The sequence below is a fragment of the Thermomonas sp. genome, from assembly GCF_029945965.1.
Taxonomy (GTDB): domain Bacteria; phylum Pseudomonadota; class Gammaproteobacteria; order Xanthomonadales; family Xanthomonadaceae; genus Thermomonas.
The window spans coordinates 809,952-831,328 of sequence record NZ_JAQSDO010000015.1 but is presented as its reverse complement, the minus strand read 5'-3'; the positions used below and the strand labels follow the sequence as shown (position 1 = coordinate 831,328).

Sequence of the window (21,377 nt, the reverse complement as noted above, 5' to 3'; positions counted from 1 at the left end):
GATGACGCCACTGTATCGTGGCAGTCCGCGCATCCTCTTTGGATGGCGCCGTTTCCTGTTGCGTTGTTTCGGTGCGAGGGTAGGGCGGGACGTACATATCGATTCAAGTGCACGCATCGAGATTCCCTGGAACATCGACATCGGCGACGGTGCTGCGATTGGCGCACACGCCTGGATCTACAGCCTGGGGCCGGTGCGCATCGGGCCACGCGCCACCATTTCGCATCGTGCTCACTTGTGTGCCGGCACCCATGACTACACCGATCCTGCGCTTCCGCTACAACGTACTGGCTTGACGATTGGCGCGGATGCCTGGGTGTGCAGTGACGCCTTTATCGGCCCCGGCGTGACGGTCGGAGAAGGTGCTGTAGTGGGCGCGGCCGCAGTCGCCATGCGTGATGTACCAGCTTGGAGCGTGGTCGCTGGTAACCCGGCACACTTCGTGAAGCAGCGGAAATTGCGGGTGGAGGGGGCGGCGTCGCCATGATTTCGGTCGTCATCCTGACCATGAACGAGGCCGCCAATCTGCCGCGTTGCCTGGCCAGCGTGGAGTGGAGCGACGACGTGGTCGTGCTGGACTCCGGCAGTACCGATCAAACTATTGCCATCGCCGAGCGTCAGGGTGCGCGAACAATGCTGCGCCAGTTCGATACGTTCGCCGGACAGCGCAACCATGCGATGGAACACGCCCGCTTCCGGAATCCGTGGGTGCTGCACCTGGATGCTGACGAAGTCGTGACCGACGCGCTGCGCCAGGAGTTGCAATCAATTGCCTTGGTCAGCGATGCCGCCTATCCGGTGTACCGGGTTCCCTCGAAGATCATCTTGATGGGCCGTTGGCTGAAGCATGCCGGCATGTATCCGGCGTATCAGGTTCGCTTCGGGCGGGCGGACGCGCTGCGCTTTATTGACCATGGCCACGGCCAGCGTGAGGTGCAGCCTGCGGAAAAAGTCGGCACGCTGTTGAATCCGCTGGACCACTACAATTTTTCCAAAGGTATCAACGACTGGTTCGCACGCCACCTGCGCTATGCGGAGTACGAAGCACGGCAGATGCTGGCCGAACTCGCGCAGCCATTGCGGATGGGAGACGTGCTCAGCATGGATGCCACGATCCGCCGCCGTGGCTTGAAGCGCTTGGCCGCGCGCATGCCGATTCGCCCAACATTGCGTTTTGTTTACAGCTATGTGCTGCGGCGCGGCTTCCTGGACGGCTTGGCCGGCCTTCAATACGCGCGCATGTTGGCTATCTACCAGCAATTTATCGACATGCAGTTGCGCGAACTAAGCGAGTGTTTCGGGAAGCGCGAATGAAGGAAGGTGTTCGCAAATTTCGACCTGACATACAAGCTCTTAGAGGTGTCGCAATTGTTTTAGTGCTTTTGTATCACGCACAAATCGGTGGATTAAGCGCGGGTTATCTTGGTGTCGATATTTTCTTCGTCATCTCAGGCTATTTAATCACTGGCCTGATAGGTAATGGAATCGATCGTGGTGATTTTAGACTCTCCGAATTCTATCTTAGGAGGGTAAAGCGATTGCTGCCGGCGGCTCTGGTCGTGCTTACGGCAGTTACTCTCGCAACCCCATGGTTTTTGCTTTCATCTGAGGCAACGAACTACCTGTATATTCTACTGGGGTCATTGACCTTCAGTGCGAATATTGCACTTTGGTTGCAAAACGGATACTTCGAACAGGCAGCGCATTTAAAACCACTTCTCCATATGTGGTCTCTAGCAATAGAAGAGCAATATTACCTATTTTGGCCCTCTCTGCTGTTGTTTACTCCACGCCGATACTGGTTGGCGGGCGTGTCTATACTGACAGCTGCCAGCCTTCTGCTTTGTCTAGCTTACGTAAATAGCAAGCCTGGAGCAACATTCTATCTTCTACCAACGCGCGCATGGGAACTTGGTGTTGGTTCAATAGCAGCTTTAATTCCCTTGGGTCGGATGTCCACGATGACGGTGCGCGGGCTTTTTTGGCCTGCATTGGCGGCGCTATTGGTTGTGCCAACTTTCGTCGTCATCAAATTGCACCCAGGTCCTTATGCGTTGGTGGTCTGCATTTCCACTGCGATATTAATATTGCGTTGCCATCCTGTATTGAATGGTGGTGCGCTGGTCGCTGTGCTCGCGTTTCTTGGCAATATCTCGTATTCGCTTTACTTGGTGCATTGGCCACTCATCGCCTTCGCTAATAGTGCATACGTATCAGGCGTACCAAGTTCGATACGTGCTGCACTTCTCCTAATGGCCATTGCGTTGGCCGTTTTGATGTACCGATTTGTAGAGAATCCACTGCATAGATATGAAGGTATGGCATGGAATCGCATTTTCCTTTCAGCTGCGACTGCGACCTTCGGTTTGGCATTGCTAGCAGTAGGCACGGCACGTTTTTCAAGAACCGAGCTGGATTTCAAGGTCTTGCGTCGACCTAACCCTGGACTTCTGGACTGTGATCAGCGGCATACATTTGATCACCCAGAAAAATGTTCTACATCTAAAAGCCCAACTTTGATGATTTGGGGGGATTCCTATGCAGAACACCTCGTGCTCGGTATCGATGCAACGACCAAACAAGGCATAGTACAAGCGACTCGTTCTGCTTGCGGTCCTTATCTAGGTATGGCGCAGCTGAGGTTTCCAGATTTGGAATGGCCTTGGGCGAAAGACTGTATTGCATTCAATGACTCCGTTCTGGGATACCTTCGTTCAAATCCGTCAATAGAAACTGTGGTTCTTGCAAGTGATTTCAAGACATACTGGGATGATACGAATAGCGATGTGCGACGAATTTTATTCCGGAATGGGGGCAGATTTTTCGAGAGGCCACGTTCAATCGATGCGACAATGGTGTCATTGCTGACTACTATTACCGCAGTTCGGAAGCTAGATCGAAAAGTGGTTCTGGTGGCTCCGCCTCCCGCATCAAATTATGATATCGGAGAATGCGTGGAGCGTGAGCAGAGCGGACGGATATTCGTACTACCGTCTACCGCAACAGAGAAATGCGCGTTGGATCGGAATTCCTATTTACTTGCGAGCGCTGATCAACGAGATTTTTTCCAGAAATTGAAAAATTTTTCTGAGATTGAGGTGGTAAATATTGATCAGGTGCTTTGCAGCGAATCATCATGCGCGACGACTATCGAAGGAATAGCTGTTTATGGATTTCATAACCACTTGTCCGTGGACGGATCTATCGCTTTGGCAAAAAAAATGAAGCTTGGAACTCAAATCGAGAGGCTTGCTAAATAATGAAAAAAGCACTGATCACTGGCATCACCGGTCAGGATGGCGCCTACCTCGCCGAGTTGCTGCTCGCCAAAGGCTACGAAGTCCACGGCATCAAGCGACGTGCGTCCAGTTTCAACACCGACCGTATCGACCACCTTTACCAGGATCCGCACGACAAGGGTCGGCGGTTGTTCCTGCATTACGGCGACCTCACCGACGCGACCAACCTGATCCGGATCCTGCAGCAGGTGCAGCCGGACGAGGTCTATAACCTTGGCGCGCAGAGCCATGTGCAGGTCTCGTTCGAGACTCCGGAATACACCGCCAATACGGATGCCATGGGCACGCTTCGCCTGCTCGAGGCGATCCGGATCCTAGGCCTGGAGAAAAAGACCCGCTTCTACCAGGCGTCCACATCCGAGTTGTACGGCAAGGTGCAGGAGATCCCGCAAAAAGAGACCACGCCGTTCTATCCGCGCTCGCCCTATGGCGTGGCGAAGCTGTACGCGTACTGGATCGTGGTGAACTATCGCGAGTCCTACGGCATGTTTGCCTGCAACGGCATCCTGTTCAACCACGAGTCGCCGTTGCGTGGTGAAACCTTCGTGACCCGCAAGATCACGCGTGCGTTGGCACGCATTTCGCTCGGACTTCAGGATTGCCTGTACCTGGGCAATATGGATGCCCGGCGCGATTGGGGACATGCGCGTGATTTCGTCGAGGCGCAGTGGTTGATGCTGCAGCAGGAAGAGGCCGAGGATTTCGTGATCGCCACCGGCGAACAGCATTCGGTGCGGGAATTCGTGGTGCAGGCCGCCATGGAACTCGGCATTCATATGGAGTGGCAAGGCAGCGGCGTCGAGGAGCGTGCCGTGGTGACGCAGTCACCCGAAGGTTCCGGGGTCTCCAAGGGTCAGTGCATCGTCGCCGTGGACGAGCGATATTTCCGGCCCGCTGAAGTTGAAACACTGCTCGGCGATGCATCCAAGGCCAAGGCGAAGTTGGGGTGGTCGCCGAAGACATCATTCGATGCGCTGGTCAGCGAGATGGTGCAGGAGGATCTGGCGTTGGCGAAACGCGATGCGATGGTCAGCGAAGCCGGGTTTCGTACTTTCAGCAACCACGAATAGGCAGGCTGGACACATGCAAACCGATATCTTCATCGCCGGCCACAAGGGTCTGGTGGGCAGTGCGCTGGTACGACGCCTGCAACGCGAGCCGGACACAAGGCTGCTGTTGCGCGACCGTGCCGAACTTGACCTGCGCAACCAGTCGCAAGTCGATGCTTTTTTTCGCGCCGAGCGACCGAAGCAGGTCTACCTGGCCGCAGCAAAGGTTGGCGGCATCCATGCCAATAGCACTTACCCGGCTGAATTCCTCCGCGACAACCTGCTGATCCAGACCAACGTGATCCATGCCGCGTGGGAACACGGAACGCAAAAGCTGTGCTTCCTGGGTTCGTCCTGCATTTACCCCAAGCATGCGGCGCAGCCGATGGCCGAAGACGCGTTGCTGACCGGCCCTCTGGAGCCGACCAACGAATGGTATGCGGTGGCCAAGATCGCCGGCATCAAGTTGTGCCAGGCGTATCGCCTGCAGTACGGCTTCGATGCGATCTCGCTGATGCCGACCAATCTGTATGGCCCGGGCGACAACTTCGACCTGCAGAACTCGCATGTATTGCCGGCGCTGATCCGGCGCTTCCATGAAGCGCGCCTGGCGGCTGATCCCGAAGTGGTGATCTGGGGCACAGGCACGCCGAAGCGCGAATTCCTGCACGTGGACGACCTTGCGGATGCAGCCGTCACCTTGATGCGCGACTACAGCGGCGAGCAGATCATCAATGTCGGAGTGGGCGAAGACCTGTCGATCCTTGAGCTCGCCCACATGGTCGCGCGCGTGGTGGGTTACGAAGGTCGAATCTCTACAGACCCCTCCAAGCCCGACGGCACGCCGCGCAAGTTGCTGGATGTCACGCGCATCCATGCCATGGGATGGAATGCATCGATTCCGCTCGAACAAGGAATCGCGCAGACCTACCAGTGGTACCTGGCGCAAGCCGATGGGCAGCGCCGGGACTGAGACTGCATCGGCGTGCGCATCTTCTGTTTCAATCGCTATGTGTATCCGGACCATTCGGCCACCAGCCAGTTGCTGACTGACCTGGCCGAACATCTGTCTGGCGCTGGATATGAGGTCGTGCTGGTTGGTTCTTCGCAATGCTACGACGCTGCTGACGCGGCGCTGCCAGCGCACGAGCACGTACGTGGATTCGAAGTGATGCGCGTCGGTGGTACGCGCTTCGGCAGGAATTCGCTGCTTGGCCGTTCCCTCGATTACATGAGTTATTTGCTGGCCGCGGCGCGCCTGCTGCGTCGGCATGTCGTCGAAGGTGACGTGGTGGTGCTGATGACCGACCCGCCGTTGCTGGGGACCTTGCTGGGACCGCTTGCACGCCGACGCGGCGCACGGGTAGTCAACTGGTTGCAGGACATGTTCCCCGAAATCGCGGAAGTCTTGCTGGGGGCTCCCATGCGCTGGGCCGGCCCACCCTTGCGCAGCTTGCGTAACCGGGGCCTGCGAATGGCCGATCGCAATGTAGTGATCTCACGTGCGATGGCCACGCGGGTTGCCGCGGCAGGCGTGGCCAACGAACGCATCGGGCTGATCGAAAACTGGACCGATGAGCAGGGCGTGCTGCCAGTTGAGCCGCGCCACAATCCGCTGCGGCGCGAGTGGGGCATGCAGGACAAGTTCGTGATCGGTTACTCCGGCAACCTCGGGCGTGCGCATGATTGGCAGACCATGCTCGAGGTCGCCGACACGCTGCGCGCACGTGAGGACATCCACTTCGTCCTGATTGGTGGCGGCAAGGGCGCGCACGCATTCGCGAATGCCGCCGGCTTGCGTGGCCTTTCGAATATTTCCGTGCAGTCCTACCAGTCGCGCGAGAACCTCTCCAACAGCCTTTCCGTGCCTGACCTGCACTGGTTCAGCCTGCATCCCGCACTGGAAGGCTGCATCCTGCCCAGCAAGTTGTACGGCATCCAGGCTGCGGGTCGTCCTGCACTTTTCATCGGTGCAATGGATGGCGAGTTGGCGAGGTTCCTGCGCGACACCGGGACGGGATTTGCGGTGGCGCCGGGATCCGCTAGTGAAGTGTGTGCTTCAATCGAAAGGCTGATCGGCGATCCCGCGCTGGCCGCGACGATGGGCATGCGGGCAAGGCAATACCTAGAGGCGAACGGCACGCGCAGCGCAGCGCTCATGCGCTGGCAGGCGGTCCTCGCCTCCACAAGTAGTCAAGGAAACCACTGACATGGCATCGAAAACCATCCTGGTCACGGGTAGCGCCGGCTTCATCGGCTCGCACGTCGCGCAGAAGCTGCTTGATCGTGGTGATCGCGTGATTGGCGTGGACAATCTCAACGACTATTACGACGTATCGTTGAAGCAGGCCCGCCTCGATCGCTTGCTGGCACATCCCGACTACACCCATGCAGCTATCGACCTGGCTGATCGCGCCGCGATGGAAGCGGTCTTCGCGGCGCAAACGCCGCAAGGCGTGGTCAACCTGGCTGCCCAGGCCGGGGTGCGCTACGCCGCGGAAAATCCACACATCTATGTCGACAGCAATATCATCGGATTCCTGCACGTGCTGGAAGGCTGCCGCCAGCATGGCGTGGAGCACCTCGTGTTCGCATCGACCAGCTCCGTGTATGGCGCCAACACCGCAATGCCGTTTTCCGAACACCAGTGCACCGACCATCCACTCTCGCTGTATGCGGCAAGCAAGAAAGCCAACGAGGCCATGGCCCACAGCTATGCGCACCTGTACGGATTTCCCTGCACCGGCCTGCGCTTCTTCACCGTGTATGGCCCGTGGGGGCGGCCCGACATGGCCCTGTTCCTGTTCGCCCGCGCGATCCTCGCCGGCGAGCCGATCAGGGTCTTCAACCATGGCCGCCACAAGCGCAGCTTCACCTACATCGACGATATCGTCGAAGGCGTGGTTCGCACGCTCGACCGACCACCCGGCAAGGACGCAGCTTGGGACAGCAACCGGCCTGATCCGGCCAGCAGCGGCGTCGCGCCCTATCGCATCTACAACATCGGCAACGAGCAGCCGGTGGAATTGATGCGCTACATCGAAGTCCTCGAACAATGCCTGGGGCGCAAGGCCAGCATGGAAATGCTGCCACTGCAGGCCGGCGACGTGCCCGATACCGAGGCGGACGTGTCGGACCTGGTGGCCAATGTCGGTTATCGCCCGATGGTGCCGGTCGAAGAAGGTGTCGCGCGCTTCGTTGCCTGGTACCGCGACTATTACAACGCGTAGTCCGGTTCCGCGGATGCTCGGTTACCCTGTCTTTTCGATATCCGGAGTGCATGCATGATTCCTGTGATCCTTTCCGGCGGCTCGGGCACGCGCCTGTGGCCGCTGTCGCGTGAGGCCCATCCCAAGCAATTCCTTCCACTTGCGGGTGAGCACTCGTTGCTGCAAGCGACCTGGTTGCGGGTTTCACCGTTGGCGGGACGTCCCCCGATCGTGGTGGCCGGCGAGGACCATCGCTTCATGGTCGCCGAGCAACTGCGTGAAGTCGGCTGCAAGGACGCCACCATTCTGCTGGAACCCGCGGCGCGCAATACAGCGCCTGCCATTGCCGTTGCAGCGTTGGAAGCCATGCTGGACGGCACCGATCCGCTGCTGCTGGTGCTTCCATCCGACCATGTCGTGACCGATGTCGAGGGTTTCCGGCGTGCAGTGCTCGCCGCAAGCGCGCATGCGATTGAAGGTGGCCTGGTGACATTCGGGATTGTACCGACGGGTCCGGAAACCGGATACGGCTACATCAAGGCGGAGGCGGGCGAGGGGATCCGCGCCGTCGCGCAGTTCGTCGAGAAGCCGGATGCAGAGAGTGCTGCCCGCTATGTCGAGAGTGGCGACTATTTCTGGAACAGCGGTATGTTCATGTTCCGCGCCTCGGTGTACCTGTCCGAACTGGAGGCGCGCCAGCCGCAGATGCTCGCTGCCTGCCGCGAGGCGATGGACAGGGCGGTCCGCGATGCCGATTTCATCCGACTGGACCGCGATGCCTTCAGCGCCAGCCCTTCCGATTCGATCGACTATGCAGTGATGGAGCAGGCGCCCGGTGTGTCGGTCCTGCCCATCGATGTCGGCTGGAGCGATGTCGGCAGTTGGGCAGCGCTTTGGCAAGTCGCTGGACAGGATGCATCCGGCAATGCACACCATGGCGATGTGATCTCGGAGGATTGCCGCAACACCATGGCCTGGGGCGATGGCCGCCTGCTGGCGTTGCTGGGCCTGGACGATGTCGTGGTCGTGGATACCGCCGATGCGGTGCTGGTTGCGCATCGCGACCGGGTGCAGGACATCAAGGGCATTGTTGCCAAGCTGAAGGCAGCGGGTCGCAGCGAACCGGTGTGGCACCGCAAGGTTTATCGACCGTGGGGAAGCTACGACTCGATCGATCTTGGCGAGCGTTTCCAGGTCAAGCGCATCACGGTCAATCCTGGCGCAACACTCAGCCTGCAGATGCACCATCATCGCGCCGAGCACTGGATCGTGGTCAGCGGAACCGGACGCGTGACCCGTGGTGAAGAGACATTGTTGCTTGGTGAAAACCAGAGCACTTATATCCCGTTGGGCGTGAAGCACCGGTTGGAAAATCCCGGTCGCGTGCCGCTGGAGCTGATCGAAGTCCAGTCAGGCAGTTACCTGGGCGAAGACGACATCATTCGTTTCGAGGATGTTTACGGACGCGGTTGAGCAAGCGCGCGACTGGCGGGGCTGGCTCGCGGCGGCCTTGCGCGATGGCGTCGCGTCAACATCGCTGGACGCCTCGCATATCCCGGACGTCCTCAATGCTGCTCGCGACCAGGGCGTTGCGGCGCTGCTGGAATGTCGACTGAGGGAGGGGGCGGCTCCCGCAAGCGTCCCTGCGCCGTTGCGCGAGCAATTGGCTGCTGAAGCACATGCCGCTGCAGCGCAATGGATGCTGCGTGAGCGTGAGTTGCGGCGAATTGGTGATGCGTTCGCGAACCACGGGTTTCGCGTGCTGCTGCTGAAGGGTAGTGCGTTGGGCATGTGGCTCTACCCACAACCTCACCTGCGCGTCGGCGGTGACGTCGACCTGCTGCTCGCATCGCGCGAGGAAGCGGAGCGCGCCGCCAACGTATTGTCGGCACTGGGTTATTCATTGGCGTTCATGCCGGGCTCGATGCACCATGAAATGACCAGTCGGCTTTTGGTGGATGGCGTCATGCGCTCCGAACTGGACTTGCACTGCAAGCTTGTGAACGCGCCTGCTTATGCGAATGTCCTGGCATTCGACGAGATGTGGGATTCGGCCATCTCATTGCCGCGCATGACCGTCGCGTTGCGTGGCCTGATGCCGGTGCATGCGCTCATGCACGCCTGCCTTAATCGCGCACTGGACATGCAGAACGCGATTCCGGATCGCCTAAAATTGCTCTACGACATTCGCTTGTTTGCACAGCGAATGGACGATGTGGAGTGGCAGGCATTCCAATCCCTGGCGCAATCTAGAAAGGTCGCCGGTGTTTGCATGCGTTCGCTTGACGATGCACGGCGGCTTTTGGGTGCTTGCGTACCGGAAAGCACTATTGCGGGTCTGGGCGAACTGGCCGGTGCAGAGCCAATCGATCCTCGACGTCTCGATGACTGGCGTTACATGTTCTGGCAACACCTGAAGGCACTCCCGTCCATGGCCGATCGTATTCGCTGGATCAGGCAAGGCCTGTTCCCGAACCGCGATCAGCTCCGGGAGTTGCATGGAAAAGGGAACTGGTTGACGCTGATGTTGCGACGCTTGCGTCGAGGAGTGTCGAGGCTGCGCGAATAGTGCGTCGCCTGTCATTGCATCAACGGAGGTACATCCAACACATGAGCGAGTTGCAGGAACGCATGACCACGATCGTCGAGGCTGGCTCGGGGGATGCTGTCCTGTTTTCGAGCGGCACCCAGTGGCACTATCGGGATCCAATCCCGCATCCACATCCGAAAAGGTGATGCCATTTGATCTTCTTCCACTTCATCCCGCGCGGCATGCGGGATCTCATGGACCCTGCGGGTTGGGACGAATGTTTCCTGATGCCCAGCCTGAGTGCAGTGTCGGGTGCAACTGCACGCGAATATCCGGCATGAGGATCATGAAGCTGCGAATGTGGCAGGGAAAGGACTGACCTATGTCTGCGATCGCAGGTGTATTACGGTTCGATGTTGAGCTTGACGCCTTGCGCGATACGCGCGCGGTGATGGCGCGGATGATGCATCGTGCACCGGATGGGGTTGGCTGGTTCGAGGATGCTGGATTCGCGCTGGCGCATGGCGCCCTCCATTCCACGCCGGAATCAGTGCACGAAAGGCAGCCTGTTTTGGTTGGTGACCGATGGGTGCTGGCGGTGGATGGCCGCATCGACAACCGGCAAGCCGTATCGCGCGAGCTTGGACTATGTGGTGAAGACTTGGATCATCTGACGGATGCTGACTTGTTCACACGAGCTTGGTTGCACTGGGGTTTGGGCTTTAGCAAGCATGTTGTTGGTGAGTTCGCGCTGGTTGTTTGGGATCGTCAGGAGCGCCGCCTTCAACTTGTTCGGGACGGCGTTGGTCAGCGGCCACTATTTTTTGCCAAGTCCACGCGGTTGCTCGCATTCGCTTCCGAACCCGAGTCACTATTAGGGCTTGATGGCATCTCGCATGCGTGTGATGAAGACGCGCTCGCCTATCTGCTGGCATCACATTTCCATACTGAGGATTACAGCAAGACGTTCTATCGTGATGTGCGCCGCGTGCTGCCCGGCGAGGTCCTGCATGCGACCGCCACGGGCGATGTGGCGCTTTCCCGTCACTGGCATATCCAGCCGGCGCGCCTTCCGAACTCACGGGATCCGCGTGAATATGTGGAGTCATTCCGTGAAGTCTTCGGCGAGGCCGTCCGTTGTCGCCTGCGGTCGCTGCATCGTCCGGCACTCATGCTCAGTGGCGGCATTGATTCGGCGAGCGTGCTTACGGCGTCGCATCGGGTAGACAGTCCCGCCGGGCTGCAGCGCCTGCTGCCGATCTCACTGGTCGGCGAATCCGGGCAGGCATGTGAGGAGACGAGGAACATCTTTCATTTGCTTGGCGATAGCGACGGCATCCGCGTCCCCATGGCTGGCTTGTCCGGCAACCCTTTGTTGCAGGAACTTTGTGACGCTACGTGGGCACGCGCGCATCCGGTCGATAATTCGATCCTTTACGCGCGCCTGTGCTGTCTGGTAGCGCGCCAGGCTGGCACCAATGTGTTGCTGGATGGTGCGGATGGCGACGTAGTGATGTACTCGGAAGGCAGCCAAGCGGGTACGCTGGCTCTGGCTGGTCACCCGTTGCGAGCACTGCGTGAGGCCAAGCTGTCTAGCCGTTTCCACACCTATCTGCAGGGCGTCTCGCCGTGGCGCATCCTGTTGCATGGGCTTGCCGCGACGCTCCAGCCATCGTGGTTGGCAGAATGGCGTTACCGGCAGAATGATGGGCGTCGCGGTGACGCAGGCTTGGGGCCGTGGATCGACGGGAGCTTCGCACGGCGGTTGCACTTGCGCGAGCGCAGCTTGGAGATGGTAATTCAAAATCGCCGCGTGCGGGCCCATGACGATCGCGCCGGTGTCCTGATCGGCACTTGGTGGAATCCCGGGCTGATCCGCAGCATGGAGGGTGCGGATCGCACAGCTGCCTGCTTCGGTGTGGAAGCCCGCCATCCCTGGTGTGATCAGCGCGTGTTGGAATTCTTCCTAGGCCTACCGGAAGATTTCGTGGCACGCGACGGCTGGACCAAGTGGATTGCTCGCACAGCGTATGCGGAGGACCTCGGTGGCGAAGTCGCCTGGCACACCGGCAAGCGGCACTTGGGCTCAGGCTTGGTAAGCCTTGTTGCCGACGCTGGCAAGGAGTGCATAGCTGCCCTGCTGGCGGAAGCAGAGGGCCGTCTGCATGGCGTGGTGGATGCCGAGGCATTGTCCGGCCTACGTGCAGTCTGGGCTAAGAATTGTAACGTTGGCGATGACGTGGACATTGACCAGGTCATGCTGATCGCGACTCTTGCGGCGTGGATGAAGCGCTTCGATTTACACGCTGGTTGACGGGCAGGCGGCGTCAGCCGTGCCGACGGGATAGCTTTGCCACGGTGGCAAGTGTCTGGTCGAAATTAGGGAACTTGGCGGGGAAACGCTGCATCACATCGGTGGCGATATCCGCAAGCGCGTGGGTGCCGTCCATCTGCTCAAGGATGGCACGTTCGATCTGACCATCCTCGGTCAGTGTGGGGAGATAACGGGATTCTGATTTGCGCAGCGCATCCATTTGCCCCGGCATCATCTGGAAAGTCGATTGGCGAAAAGAGGCCTTTTCCTGCCCCATCGCGCTGGTAATGGTCGTGTCCCAGCGATAAATCCAGTCGTCTTGCATGCGCCGCACTGCAAGCTTGGTGCTCATGGTGTCTCCGCTCACTACGGTGATTGGGCTTATCAATGGAAAGAACGCGCGTCCATAGACCAGCTCGGGGTTGAGGGGTGAATTGCTGAAGCCCAGGTCATCGTCGACCACGCCATCGAACCAGACGTAAAGCCCGTCCACCCGACCATCGTGCTCGATCGTCCAATCCAACTCTCCATCGAGCGATCGGATCGCATCGCCTGTGTAATCCACCGTTCCCCAATGCGCTGGTGTCCCCAGTAGTTGATCGGCGGACACCCGTTGCGGCTTTGCCCGCCACCAAGTGTTGACGACATGAGGCAGGGCTGCAGTCAGGTCCAGCCCAATCTTGTTGCATCGCCAAGGCGTCTCAAGGTTCTTGGTCTCCATAGGTGCGGATGCTGGTGCCGCATACAGCAAGTCACGTTTAGGCAGCAGCTGGCCACCGGGCTTGAGGTGGCGCTTGCGCGCATCGACCATGGAGGCGATGTTTTCAGCATGGAAAGGCATCGTGCCATGCAGGTCGCCCACCACGATGTCGGCTGGCTCTGGGAGTTGAATCTCGGTCGACAGATCTCGGATCCATTCGATGCGGTGGGCGCCGGGATTGTTCGAAGAGCAAAGCTTTGCGACTTCAATACTCGCATCGGGCTCCACCGCGAACACCCGGCGCGCACCGAATTGGCAGGCCAGGAGTGACAGGATGCCAGCGCCGCAGCCAATGTCCAGCACCACACTGTCGGGGGTGACATGCCGCCGCAGTGCTTCCATCCAAGGCCTAAATCGCGCCTCGTCGATGATCATGTCGCCATAGGCACGGATGCTATAGCCATCGTTGAAGCTGCTCATGCGGAAAACTTTACGATGCGGTCAATGTGTTCCCGCACCATGCAGATCAAGCGATCCTGATGGGCGAAATCGTGTGGGTATCGCAACGCGAAGGCTGGTATCGCCTTTGTGACCGAGCCTGCTTTTCGCAGATGTTCTACCGTTTGCGGACGGGCTGTGGGATCAAGTTTAAAACTATGTTCGATTAGCGCCATGCAGGCCGCCGCAGACGTCAATGGTTCGATGGACATGACCTCGTTCGCCAAGCGTGGATCGCTGAGCAAATAGACAGCGACCAGTCTTTGTGGTGCTAGGAGTTCGGTTGGCAAAGGTAATCCGATCACACGCTGTTTCCTGCTGTAGTCCGCGACGGGAGCCAGTGATTGGGGAGTGGCGAAGACCTCTTCGATGCTGTCTTCGTACAGCCGCAGTCCAGGATAGGCGGGTGTCGCCCACACTTGGCCCTGATGTGCCTCCAGCAGGACGCAGTCGTCGCAAAGCGCGGTAATCCCGCGCCGATGCAACAGTCCGGCCAATGTGGATTTACCCCAGCCGCTTTGCCCCAGAAAAAGGGCGGCGCCGTTAGTGGTGTGCGCCAAGCTGGCGTGGACCATCAAATGGCCTTGATGGGCCAAGAGCCGGGGCAACGCCTGGTCGATCAACAGATGCTCGAGCGTGCTGGCAGCTAACTCGCCGCACGCATCGACAGCGATGGTACCTGCCGTCGGATCCAAATGGAAATCGCATTGCTCGGGGGCACGCAACAAATAGCAACCAGAAGCGGCCGCCGTTTCGAAATCTATGAGGCCGACTTGTAGCGAGAGATCACCGTTCTCTTCACGCCATTCATGCCGCCACGTGAGTCCCAATTGCTTGGATCCCACAATTCCGGTACTTTCCCGCACGCACAAACTACTGGCTTCTTCAAGAGCCGGCCAAAGGATTGGGAGCGCAGGTAATGGAATAGAGCACGACAAAACGTGCCCTGCGAACATTCGATGATTGGTCACGTCGGAATGATGATCCGCGGTGCCGGAGCGCCAGACGTTTGCCGTGTATTCAGCTTTAAATTACGCTGGATTCATTACTGGCAATGTTTGGCCATTTGGTCGGGTGAGTTGTTGCCCGCATTGCAAGCCATGTTTAGTCCACCCACGGATTCGTTAGTCGGGCCCGTCCCGCCCGCCGTCAACGCCTGCACGCTGCCATACAGCTTCAATTGCGGTGTGGCATAAGGCCTGCCTTGCACTGATCCATCCTTGATTTGCTGCATGTCGAGCCCCCTGTTTTGCCTGATCCGAACCTTGCTGGTACGGCGCTTTGTTAAGTGTAAACATGAATTGTTGAGAAAGTCCACGGGTTGGCTATCAACCGGAGGCTCATGCCGTCACCGGGAGCTGAAGAAGCTGCGAAACCCGGAGTCGATTGAAAGCAGGCGCGTGCCTTCCAGTTCGACCCATGCATGCGCCGACAATTGGCCCGGATCTTCCTTCACGCCCAGTTGCAGCACCGGGCGCAGCCCACGCCATTGCAGCCAACCATATAACAGCAGGGATTGCCTTAAGCAACTGGCATCCACAACGCCATGACGGCCTGCGACGTTGGCCAACTTGGCCAGTGCGCGTGCATTGCTGATATCCGCTGCTGTTGCCGGACGTGTGTCGGCACGATGGGTGACCATTTCCACCATACGCCGGGTACGGCCATAGCCGAACAATGCGAGTGCGACGTGCACGAGGGTCACGCCCGCACCGCAGGCGATCAGGCGAGTGCGTTCGCGCCAGGACAGTGCCCGCCATCCGGCGAGGAGGCGACCCATTTACTCAACCTTGACCAAGCCCGCTTCGGACAGGCTAAGGACGAGTGTCAGCAGATCGTGCTCGATCCGGGCAGGTTCGGCATCGAATTCTTCGCAGAGGCTGGTGAGTATGTCCGCCAAGTCTTGGCGTTCCGGCAACAATTCCCAGATCCGGGTGCCGACCGGGTCCAGCCCGAAATACCGCTCACTCGCGAGGTCCAGTAGCACGACTTCGTCGCCAACCTCCTGCATCAGCACGTCATCCGATACCGTAATCCTGCTGGAAAGCGTGACGGAGGGGATGCTTGCGGTCATGCTTGAGCCATATGCGCGGAAATCATTGAGACAGGGTAGGCGAGTCGGAATGCAGGGTAAAGAGGTGGAAGCGGCGGTGATGCATAGCGATCCCCGGGCCTGGATGTGGGCCTGGTTGCGGCCGCATCTGCCGTCGTTGTCACTGGCATTGCTGTTAATGCTGGCCCAGAGCCTGGCGACCCTGCTGCAACCTTGGTTGGGTGGCGTGCTTACCGACCGACTGATGCTGAATCGAGGCTTGGGCCCGTTGCTATGGGTGCTGTTCGGACTGGTTTGCGCGCAGCAGGTCCTGGGCTATGTGGTTTCGCTGCAGTTGCAAAAAACATCGGGCCGTTTGGTGGCCGATGCCAGTGCTGAAATCTATTCGCATCTTCAGGCGCTGCCGCTAGGGTGGCATCAGGAACGTCGTCGTGGTGATGTACTGGCCCTGCTGACTGGCGACGTCTATCGGGTCAGCGGCTACGTCACTGGCACCTTGCTGCCGCTGATTCCCTTGCTGTTTACCTTGATTGGCGCGCTGGTAATGATGTTCCGGCAGGCGCCATTGATTGCGGTGACGGTGGCTGTATTGATGCCATTGATGTTCGTGGCGTTGAAGCTGTTCGGGCGACGCCTGCGACCGTTGGCGCATGTCTCGGCGCAGGCTTGGGCGGACCAGTCGACGTTGGCCGAGCAGAACATGGAGCTGCTGCCGGTGGTCAAGGCTTTTGCCACCGAGCAGGCGGAAGCCGCGAACTTCCGTGACAATGCTGATGCCGTCTATGCCATCGATCTGCGTCTGGCGCGCCTGCAGGGAGCGATTTCGCCGGTGGTATACATGATTGGTGCGGGTGCGGTGCTGTTGTTGCTGGGCGTGGGCGGGCATCTGATCGTGCGCGATCAGATGCGAATGGGCGAACTTGTCAGCCTGTTTTTGTACGGCATGGTGCTGGTCAACCCGATCGGCCAGCTTGCAACCGTGTATGGCGCCACGCAGGCGGCGCGCGGCACGGCACAACGTCTGCTCGAAGCGCTCTCGGCGCAGCCGGAAATCGACGAGGGCGTTGTCGAGCAACTCCCGCGCGGGGATATTCAGTTCGAGGCGGTGGATTTCGCTTATCCGGGCCGGCCAGCCCTGTTTCAGGGCTTCGACCTGCGCATTCGGGCAGGTGAAACCATCGCCTTGACCGGCATCAATGGCGCCGGCAAGAGCACGCTGGTGCAGCTGCTGCTGCGACTGGTCGAGCCCGCTTCCGGGCGCATCGCCATCGGCGGCATCGACCTGCGCGATTTCCGGCTGGAATCCTTGCGTGGGCAAATCGGCTTGGTGGCCCAGCAAGTCTTGCTGTTCAATGCCAGCGTTGCCGACAACATCGCCTATGGCCAGGCGAACACGACCCGGGGTGACATCGAACGTGCCGCCCGCTCTGCGCGTGCCCATGATTTCATTCTTGCGTTGCCGGACGGCTACGAAACGGTGATCGGCGACCAGGGAGTCAAGCTGTCCGGGGGGCAGAAACAGCGCCTGGTACTGGCGCGCGCGCTGCTCAAGGAACCGACGATCCTGATCCTCGACGAAGCCACGGCGATGTTTGATCCGCACGGGGAAGCGGAGTTCATCGAAGAATGCAAGCATGTGCTGCAGGAACGCACCGTCATCATGATCACCCATCGGCCTGCCAGCCTTGCATTGGCTGACCGGGTCCTGCGACTGGAAGGCGGGCGGTTGCATCCCGTGGTCGTGGCTTGCTGAATTCGGAGCAAGATATTTGCGGACTTCGATAATTCTGGCTACCCCTGCAATCCTCAGGATCGGCTATTCTGGCTAGCTGAGGCAACTGTCTTGCCGGAAGCCCGCGGGGACTGCTTGTTCGAAGCCTTGAATCTCCAGGGTGCGCTGTTGGCGTTCATCGCGACAAGTCTGTTGCTTTGGCTGCTCAGGCCCTTGGCCTCCCGCTATGACCTGCTGGATCACCCCGCCGGCCGCAAGGATCATGCCGCGCCGACGCCGGTGATCGGTGGCCTGGCGATGTTCATCGGCTGCCTGCTGGCGTTCGCTGCCTTCGATAGTGCGACGTCCACGACCCTGTCATTTTCGTTTGCATCGTTGCTACTGGTTGCAGCAGGCCTGTATGACGACAAGCATGATCTGCGCTGGTACTGGCGGATCCTGGTGCAGGTCATTGCGTCGTTGGTGATCATTTATTGGGGCGCGGTGCGGGTCGAGCAATTGGGTCCATTGTTTGGGCTCGGGAATGGATCGCTTGGGATGCTATCCGTGCCGTTCACCGTTTTTGCGACGGTCGGTCTGGTCAATGCGATGAACATGATTGATGGCGCGGACGGCCTGGCGGGATCATTAGGTTTGGCAGCGCTGTTGATGCTGTCAGCGGCGGCCATCTATGCCGGCAACCTGCCTTTGGCCAGTCGCGTGCTGATGCTGGCCGGCGCGCTGGGCGGTTTCCTGGTCTGGAACATCCGCCTGCCGTGGCGACCGCGCGCGCACGCTTTCCTCGGTAATGCGGGGAGTGCTTTCCTGGGACTTGTGATTGCCTGGGTGGCATTCCGCCTCACCCAGAATTCGGGGCATCCGGTCAATCCAGTGCTGGCGCTGTGGTTGTTGCCGATCCCGGTGATGGATTGCCTGGTGCTGATCGTGCGTCGTTTGCGCGAAGGACGTTCGCCGTTCGCGGCGGGGCGCGACCATATCCACCACATCATGCAGGATGCCGGATTCGGGCCGACCCGTGCGGCGATGTGGCTGACTATGTTTAGCCTGGTTTGCGGCCTGGTGGTCGGGCAGGCGATGCGCATGGATGTGCCGAATCCGTTGCTGCTGGTGGCCTTCGTTTTGCTTTGCATCGGCTGGTATTGGTTGAGTTGCGATCGTGCGCGCGCAGTGGCGTTTTTCGCGCGTTTGCGTCGGCCGTCTCGGGCTGTTGTAGAGCGCAGCTTGCCGCGCTGAACGAATCGGCGAAGCGGTGCAAGCCCCGCTCTACGGGGGTGTAGTTACCGGGCTGTTGTAGAGCGCGGCTTGCCGCGCTGGCGTGGAATTGTCGAAGCGGGGCAAGCCCCGCTCTACGGGGGGCGTAGGTGCCGGGCTGTTGTAGAGCGCGGCTTGCCGCGCTGGCGTGGAATTGTCGAAGCGGGGCAAGCCCCGCTCTACGGGGGGCGTAGGTGCCGGGCTGTTGTAGAGCGCGGCTTGCCGCGCTGGATCCCGGCGTGTGCCGGAGGCGACGCTACTACTCCAGCTGCGATTGCGCGAACGCCGCGTCCAGCGCTTCCATCGCATCGACAGGCTTGCACTTGGCGGCTTTCTCGTAGGCGGTTGCGGCGGCATCTTCATTGCGGCGCTCGTCCAGCAACAGCAGGATGTTGCCGTGTTCGATATGGGCGATCGGCGAGGCGGGCGTGAGCTTGAGCGCAGTCTTGATGTGGCCTTCGGCTTCCGATGCCTTGGCACCGTATGTGAGTCCGCCGATCATCGCGCCGATCTTGTTGATGATCTCGGCGTGGAAGAGCGCCAGTGCGGTATGTGCCTCGGCGTGCTTGGGTTCCAGCTCCAGCGCGGCATCCAGTGAAACACGCACTTTGGTGGCGATGCCCATCTTTAGCGCCTTGGCGATGCTCAGGCCCTGGCTGTAGCGGCCGAGCGCGAACGCATGCCGATAGTGGCTGTTGGCGTCGTCGGGCAGGGCCTTGATCGCGGCCTCGGCCACTACTGCAGCCTGTTCGTAACGCTTGAGTTGCTCGGCTTCGTCATCGATAAGGTAAGTCGCATGGATACCCAGGGCCTTGACTGCGACCGACGCGCCGATTGGACCTAGTGCGGTGCCGGCATCGAAGGCAGCCTTGAACTCGCCATGATGAAACGCGCGCCAGGCGTCCTGCAGGGCTTCGGCCAGTGCATCGGCATCGAGCTTGGGCGCGGATTTACCGGCGGCCTTGAGCAGGGCTGCCGCGCGCTTGGCATCCGGGTAGGACTCGCAGTCGCCGACATGTAGTTTCGGCCAGGCTTTCTTCAGGGCATCACCGGCATAGGCATAAGCCTTGGCGTCATGCGGGAATGCCGCCCAACCTGACGCGCCACTTTTTTTCGCTGCCATGCGGATGCCCCTGTGCTGATGTCGAACGCGCAGCATCCCGCATTCGCCAGACTGTCCGCAAGCCGAGCGGGGCAAGCTCTGACCGGACTGTTGTAGAGCGCGGCTTGCCGCGCTGGGATGGAATTATCGAAGCGGGGGCAAGCCCCGCTCTACAGAGGAGGGAAAACGGGACGCAGGAAATCAAGCTTGCTTAATCCACCCCGTCTCCTTTACCGATTTTGGTGTGTTTGCTCCATCGCTGCTTGGCAGGCTAGCCATATCCAGTCCCCCTCTCGGAGCCTGCCATGGCCGCGTTGAAGAACAAGAAGATCTCCCGCAAGAAGCATGCGGCCGCCATCGAGCCCACCGTGCGCCATCTCTGGCTCGCCTCGCTCGGTGCGTTGGTGGCGGTACGCCGCGAATCGAAGGCGGTTGCGCTGCGGGTTGCTGCTGGCGTTGAAGATGCGGCCACCCGCATTCGCCAGGCTGCCCGCAATGCTGAAGCCGACTTGCGCGGTGGCATTGCCGATGTGCGTGGCCAGGTGCAGCCGAAGATGATGAAGCTGAGTAGCGATGTAGAAGCGCGTCTGGCGCCGATCATCGACAAACTGGGCCTGGACAAGTTCGGCCTCAAGGCGAAGACCAGGCGGGCGCCAAGCAAGGGTCGCAAGCCGGCCAGCAAAAAGCCGACGCTGCGCCGCGCCACCCGTAAGCCTGTCAAGCGTGCTGCGAAGAAGGTTGCCAGCTGAGTTCCTGCCGATCTCCTGTCGGTGAAACAACAACGCCCGCGAAAGTGTGCGTTGTTGTTTGTGCGCCGCCTGCATAGCGGGGCAAGCCCCGCTCTACGGGGTGGAGGTGTCGAAACGGGCCGGGTTGTTGTAGAGCGTGGCTTGCCGCGCTGGGCGTGGAATTGTCGAAGCGGGGCAAGCCCCTCTCTACAGTGGGGTGGCTTGTCATGACGGGACCTGGTTGTTGTAGAGCATGGCTTGCCGCGCTGGGGTGTGGAATTGTCGAAGCGGGGCAAGCCACGCTCTACGGGTTTTCCGACCTGACGGTTGGATCATTTCTGATGGCAGAAAGGATCACGTCACTGCATCGTCGCGGCATGGCTAGTCCACGATTAACGAAAGGTAGAAGCTCTGAGCCGCATGCCGTGTATACGGTCACCATGGTTACGTGCGGTCGCTTGCCACTTTTTGCATGGGAGAGTGCTTCACGCCATGTTATCTCCAAGATTCGCTTGAGTGATGTTGAAGGCAGCAGTCGAACGCATGCTTGGGTGGTGATGCCCAATCATGTGCATTGGCTCTTCACGCTCGGAACCAGTGATCTGTCGACATGTGTAAGGCGATTCAAATCGCGCTCCGCGCGTGCATTCAATTCGGCCCGGTTAAAGGTTGGCCCTGTTTGGCAAGCGGGATTCTTTGATCATCGCCTGCGGGGAGAAGATGATCTGCGGGCGCAAGCCAGGTACATCATCGCCAACCCTGTTCGGGCTGGTTTGGTGGAGACCATTTGCGACTACCCATTTTGGTGGTGTCAATGGCTGTCTCGCGACGATTTTGAGTGTGACATTGGGGCCCTGTAGAGCGCGGCTTGCCGCGCTGGGGCGTGGAATTGTCGAAGCGGGGCAAGCCCCG

The 21,377-nt window shown here is 59.7% G+C and carries 20 protein-coding genes; 15 read left to right on the top strand and 5 right to left on the bottom strand.

Annotated elements, in window-relative coordinates; all coding sequences use genetic code 11:
- Nucleotide 1 precedes the first annotated feature (1 nt).
- From PSV05_RS10050 to PSV05_RS10000, 11 genes are all read left to right on the top strand, one after another.
- Nucleotides 2-487 (top strand): putative colanic acid biosynthesis acetyltransferase, encoded by a 486-nt coding sequence (locus PSV05_RS10050; RefSeq protein ID WP_300064663.1) that lies wholly within the window; start codon nt 2-4, stop codon nt 485-487.
- Nucleotides 484-1,314 (top strand): glycosyltransferase family 2 protein, encoded by an 831-nt coding sequence (locus PSV05_RS10045; RefSeq protein WP_300064660.1) that lies wholly within the window; start codon nt 484-486, stop codon nt 1,312-1,314. Before PSV05_RS10050 ends, PSV05_RS10045 begins: the two co-directional genes overlap by 4 nt.
- Entirely contained in the window at nt 1,311-3,260 is a 1,950-nt protein-coding gene (locus PSV05_RS10040) for an acyltransferase family protein (RefSeq protein WP_300064657.1), read from the top strand. Before PSV05_RS10045 ends, PSV05_RS10040 begins: the two co-directional genes overlap by 4 nt.
- Nucleotides 3,260-4,369, top strand: a complete 1,110-nt coding sequence (gene gmd / locus PSV05_RS10035) for a GDP-mannose 4,6-dehydratase (protein ID WP_300064655.1) — start codon at nt 3,260-3,262, stop codon at nt 4,367-4,369. The genes PSV05_RS10040 and gmd overlap by 1 nt, the downstream gene beginning before the upstream one ends.
- Before the next feature lie 13 nt (nt 4,370-4,382).
- Complete coding sequence (locus PSV05_RS10030) at nt 4,383-5,321, top strand: GDP-L-fucose synthase (RefSeq protein ID WP_300064652.1); 939 nt, start codon at nt 4,383-4,385, stop codon at nt 5,319-5,321.
- A 12-nt stretch (nt 5,322-5,333) separates the two neighbouring features.
- Complete coding sequence (locus PSV05_RS10025) at nt 5,334-6,557, top strand: glycosyltransferase family 4 protein (RefSeq protein ID WP_300064649.1); 1,224 nt, start codon at nt 5,334-5,336, stop codon at nt 6,555-6,557.
- Between the two features lies 1 nt (nt 6,558).
- Nucleotides 6,559-7,578, top strand: a complete 1,020-nt coding sequence (locus PSV05_RS10020) for an NAD-dependent epimerase (RefSeq protein ID WP_300064646.1) — start codon at nt 6,559-6,561, stop codon at nt 7,576-7,578.
- A 54-nt stretch (nt 7,579-7,632) separates the two neighbouring features.
- Nucleotides 7,633-9,030: a mannose-1-phosphate guanylyltransferase/mannose-6-phosphate isomerase gene (locus PSV05_RS10015; RefSeq protein ID WP_300064643.1), complete on the top strand. Its 1,398-nt coding sequence runs from the start codon at nt 7,633-7,635 to the stop codon at nt 9,028-9,030.
- On the top strand, nt 9,011-10,126 hold the full coding sequence (locus PSV05_RS10010) for a nucleotidyltransferase family protein (protein ID WP_300064640.1): 1,116 nt from the start codon (nt 9,011-9,013) through the stop codon (nt 10,124-10,126). Before PSV05_RS10015 ends, PSV05_RS10010 begins: the two co-directional genes overlap by 20 nt.
- A gap of 41 nt (nt 10,127-10,167) precedes the next feature.
- A complete protein-coding gene (locus PSV05_RS10005; RefSeq protein WP_300064637.1) occupies nt 10,168-10,293 on the top strand; it encodes a hypothetical protein in 126 nt (41 codons plus the stop codon).
- Nucleotides 10,294-10,601: 308 nt separating this feature from the next.
- Nucleotides 10,602-12,401 carry an asparagine synthase-related protein gene (locus tag PSV05_RS10000; protein ID WP_300065466.1) on the top strand — a complete coding sequence of 600 codons (1,800 nt, stop codon included), beginning with the start codon at nt 10,602-10,604 and terminating at the stop codon, nt 12,399-12,401.
- Nucleotides 12,402-12,414: 13 nt separating this feature from the next.
- Here PSV05_RS10000 and PSV05_RS09995 read toward each other — a convergent pair whose 3' ends face one another.
- The 4 genes from PSV05_RS09995 to PSV05_RS09980 all read right to left on the bottom strand — a co-directional run bounded on the left by PSV05_RS09995 (nt 12,415) and on the right by PSV05_RS09980 (nt 15,673).
- Nucleotides 12,415-13,536, bottom strand: a complete 1,122-nt coding sequence (locus PSV05_RS09995; protein ID WP_300064634.1) for a 50S ribosomal protein L11 methyltransferase — start codon at nt 13,534-13,536, stop codon at nt 12,415-12,417.
- Nucleotides 13,537-13,577: 41 nt separating this feature from the next.
- Nucleotides 13,578-14,570 (bottom strand): hypothetical protein, encoded by a 993-nt coding sequence (locus PSV05_RS09990; protein WP_300064631.1) that lies wholly within the window; start codon nt 14,568-14,570, stop codon nt 13,578-13,580.
- A gap of 377 nt (nt 14,571-14,947) precedes the next feature.
- Nucleotides 14,948-15,379 carry a lasso peptide biosynthesis B2 protein gene (locus PSV05_RS09985; RefSeq protein ID WP_300064626.1) on the bottom strand — a complete coding sequence of 144 codons (432 nt, stop codon included), beginning with the start codon at nt 15,377-15,379 and terminating at the stop codon, nt 14,948-14,950.
- A complete protein-coding gene (locus PSV05_RS09980) occupies nt 15,380-15,673 on the bottom strand; it encodes a PqqD family protein (RefSeq protein ID WP_300064623.1) in 294 nt (97 codons plus the stop codon).
- A gap of 79 nt (nt 15,674-15,752) precedes the next feature.
- Between PSV05_RS09980 and PSV05_RS09975 the strand changes: the two genes are divergently transcribed.
- Nucleotides 15,753-17,405 (top strand): ABC transporter ATP-binding protein, encoded by a 1,653-nt coding sequence (locus PSV05_RS09975; RefSeq protein WP_300064620.1) that lies wholly within the window; start codon nt 15,753-15,755, stop codon nt 17,403-17,405.
- A 90-nt stretch (nt 17,406-17,495) separates the two neighbouring features.
- The gene (locus PSV05_RS09970; protein ID WP_300064617.1) at nt 17,496-18,617 is read left to right on the top strand and encodes an MraY family glycosyltransferase; all 1,122 of its coding nucleotides are present in this window, start codon (nt 17,496-17,498) and stop codon (nt 18,615-18,617) included.
- A gap of 277 nt (nt 18,618-18,894) precedes the next feature.
- On the opposite strand, the gene PSV05_RS09965 is transcribed toward PSV05_RS09970, so the two are convergent.
- Entirely contained in the window at nt 18,895-19,758 is an 864-nt protein-coding gene (locus PSV05_RS09965) for a hypothetical protein (RefSeq protein WP_300064614.1), read from the bottom strand.
- Nucleotides 19,759-20,042: 284 nt separating this feature from the next.
- Between PSV05_RS09965 and PSV05_RS09960 the strand changes: the two genes are divergently transcribed.
- Together PSV05_RS09960 and PSV05_RS09955 are read left to right on the top strand one after the other, a co-directional pair.
- Nucleotides 20,043-20,486 carry a hypothetical protein gene (locus tag PSV05_RS09960; protein ID WP_300064611.1) on the top strand — a complete coding sequence of 148 codons (444 nt, stop codon included), beginning with the start codon at nt 20,043-20,045 and terminating at the stop codon, nt 20,484-20,486.
- Between the two features lie 206 nt (nt 20,487-20,692).
- Nucleotides 20,693-21,325: a transposase gene (locus PSV05_RS09955; protein WP_345782252.1), complete on the top strand. Its 633-nt coding sequence runs from the start codon at nt 20,693-20,695 to the stop codon at nt 21,323-21,325.
- The last annotated feature ends 52 nt before the right edge of the window (nt 21,326-21,377 follow it).

Excerpts from the sequence above, each read along its gene's own strand:
- gmd (WP_300064655.1), top strand. The coding sequence starts at position 3,260 with ATGAAAAAAGCACTGATCACTGGCATCACCGGTCAGGATGGCGCCTAC.
- PSV05_RS10015 (WP_300064643.1), top strand. The coding sequence starts at position 7,633 with ATGATTCCTGTGATCCTTTCCGGCGGCTCGGGCACGCGCCTGTGGCCG.
- PSV05_RS10005 (WP_300064637.1), top strand. The coding sequence starts at position 10,168 with ATGAGCGAGTTGCAGGAACGCATGACCACGATCGTCGAGGCTGGCTCG.
- PSV05_RS10040 (WP_300064657.1), top strand. The coding sequence starts at position 1,311 with ATGAAGGAAGGTGTTCGCAAATTTCGACCTGACATACAAGCTCTTAGA.
- PSV05_RS09980 (WP_300064623.1), bottom strand. The coding sequence starts at position 15,673 with ATGACCGCAAGCATCCCCTCCGTCACGCTTTCCAGCAGGATTACGGTA.
- PSV05_RS09960 (WP_300064611.1), top strand. The coding sequence starts at position 20,043 with ATGGCCGCGTTGAAGAACAAGAAGATCTCCCGCAAGAAGCATGCGGCC.
- PSV05_RS10045 (WP_300064660.1), top strand. The coding sequence starts at position 484 with ATGATTTCGGTCGTCATCCTGACCATGAACGAGGCCGCCAATCTGCCG.
- PSV05_RS10020 (WP_300064646.1), top strand. The coding sequence starts at position 6,559 with ATGGCATCGAAAACCATCCTGGTCACGGGTAGCGCCGGCTTCATCGGC.
- PSV05_RS10050 (WP_300064663.1), top strand. The coding sequence starts at position 2 with ATGACGCCACTGTATCGTGGCAGTCCGCGCATCCTCTTTGGATGGCGC.
- PSV05_RS10010 (WP_300064640.1), top strand. The coding sequence starts at position 9,011 with ATGTTTACGGACGCGGTTGAGCAAGCGCGCGACTGGCGGGGCTGGCTC.
- PSV05_RS09975 (WP_300064620.1), top strand. The coding sequence starts at position 15,753 with ATGCATAGCGATCCCCGGGCCTGGATGTGGGCCTGGTTGCGGCCGCAT.
- PSV05_RS09995 (WP_300064634.1), bottom strand. The coding sequence starts at position 13,536 with ATGATCATCGACGAGGCGCGATTTAGGCCTTGGATGGAAGCACTGCGG.
- PSV05_RS09955 (WP_345782252.1), top strand. The coding sequence starts at position 20,693 with ATGACGGGACCTGGTTGTTGTAGAGCATGGCTTGCCGCGCTGGGGTGT.
- PSV05_RS09985 (WP_300064626.1), bottom strand. The coding sequence starts at position 15,379 with ATGGGTCGCCTCCTCGCCGGATGGCGGGCACTGTCCTGGCGCGAACGC.
- PSV05_RS09965 (WP_300064614.1), bottom strand. The coding sequence starts at position 19,758 with ATGGCAGCGAAAAAAAGTGGCGCGTCAGGTTGGGCGGCATTCCCGCAT.
- PSV05_RS10030 (WP_300064652.1), top strand. The coding sequence starts at position 4,383 with ATGCAAACCGATATCTTCATCGCCGGCCACAAGGGTCTGGTGGGCAGT.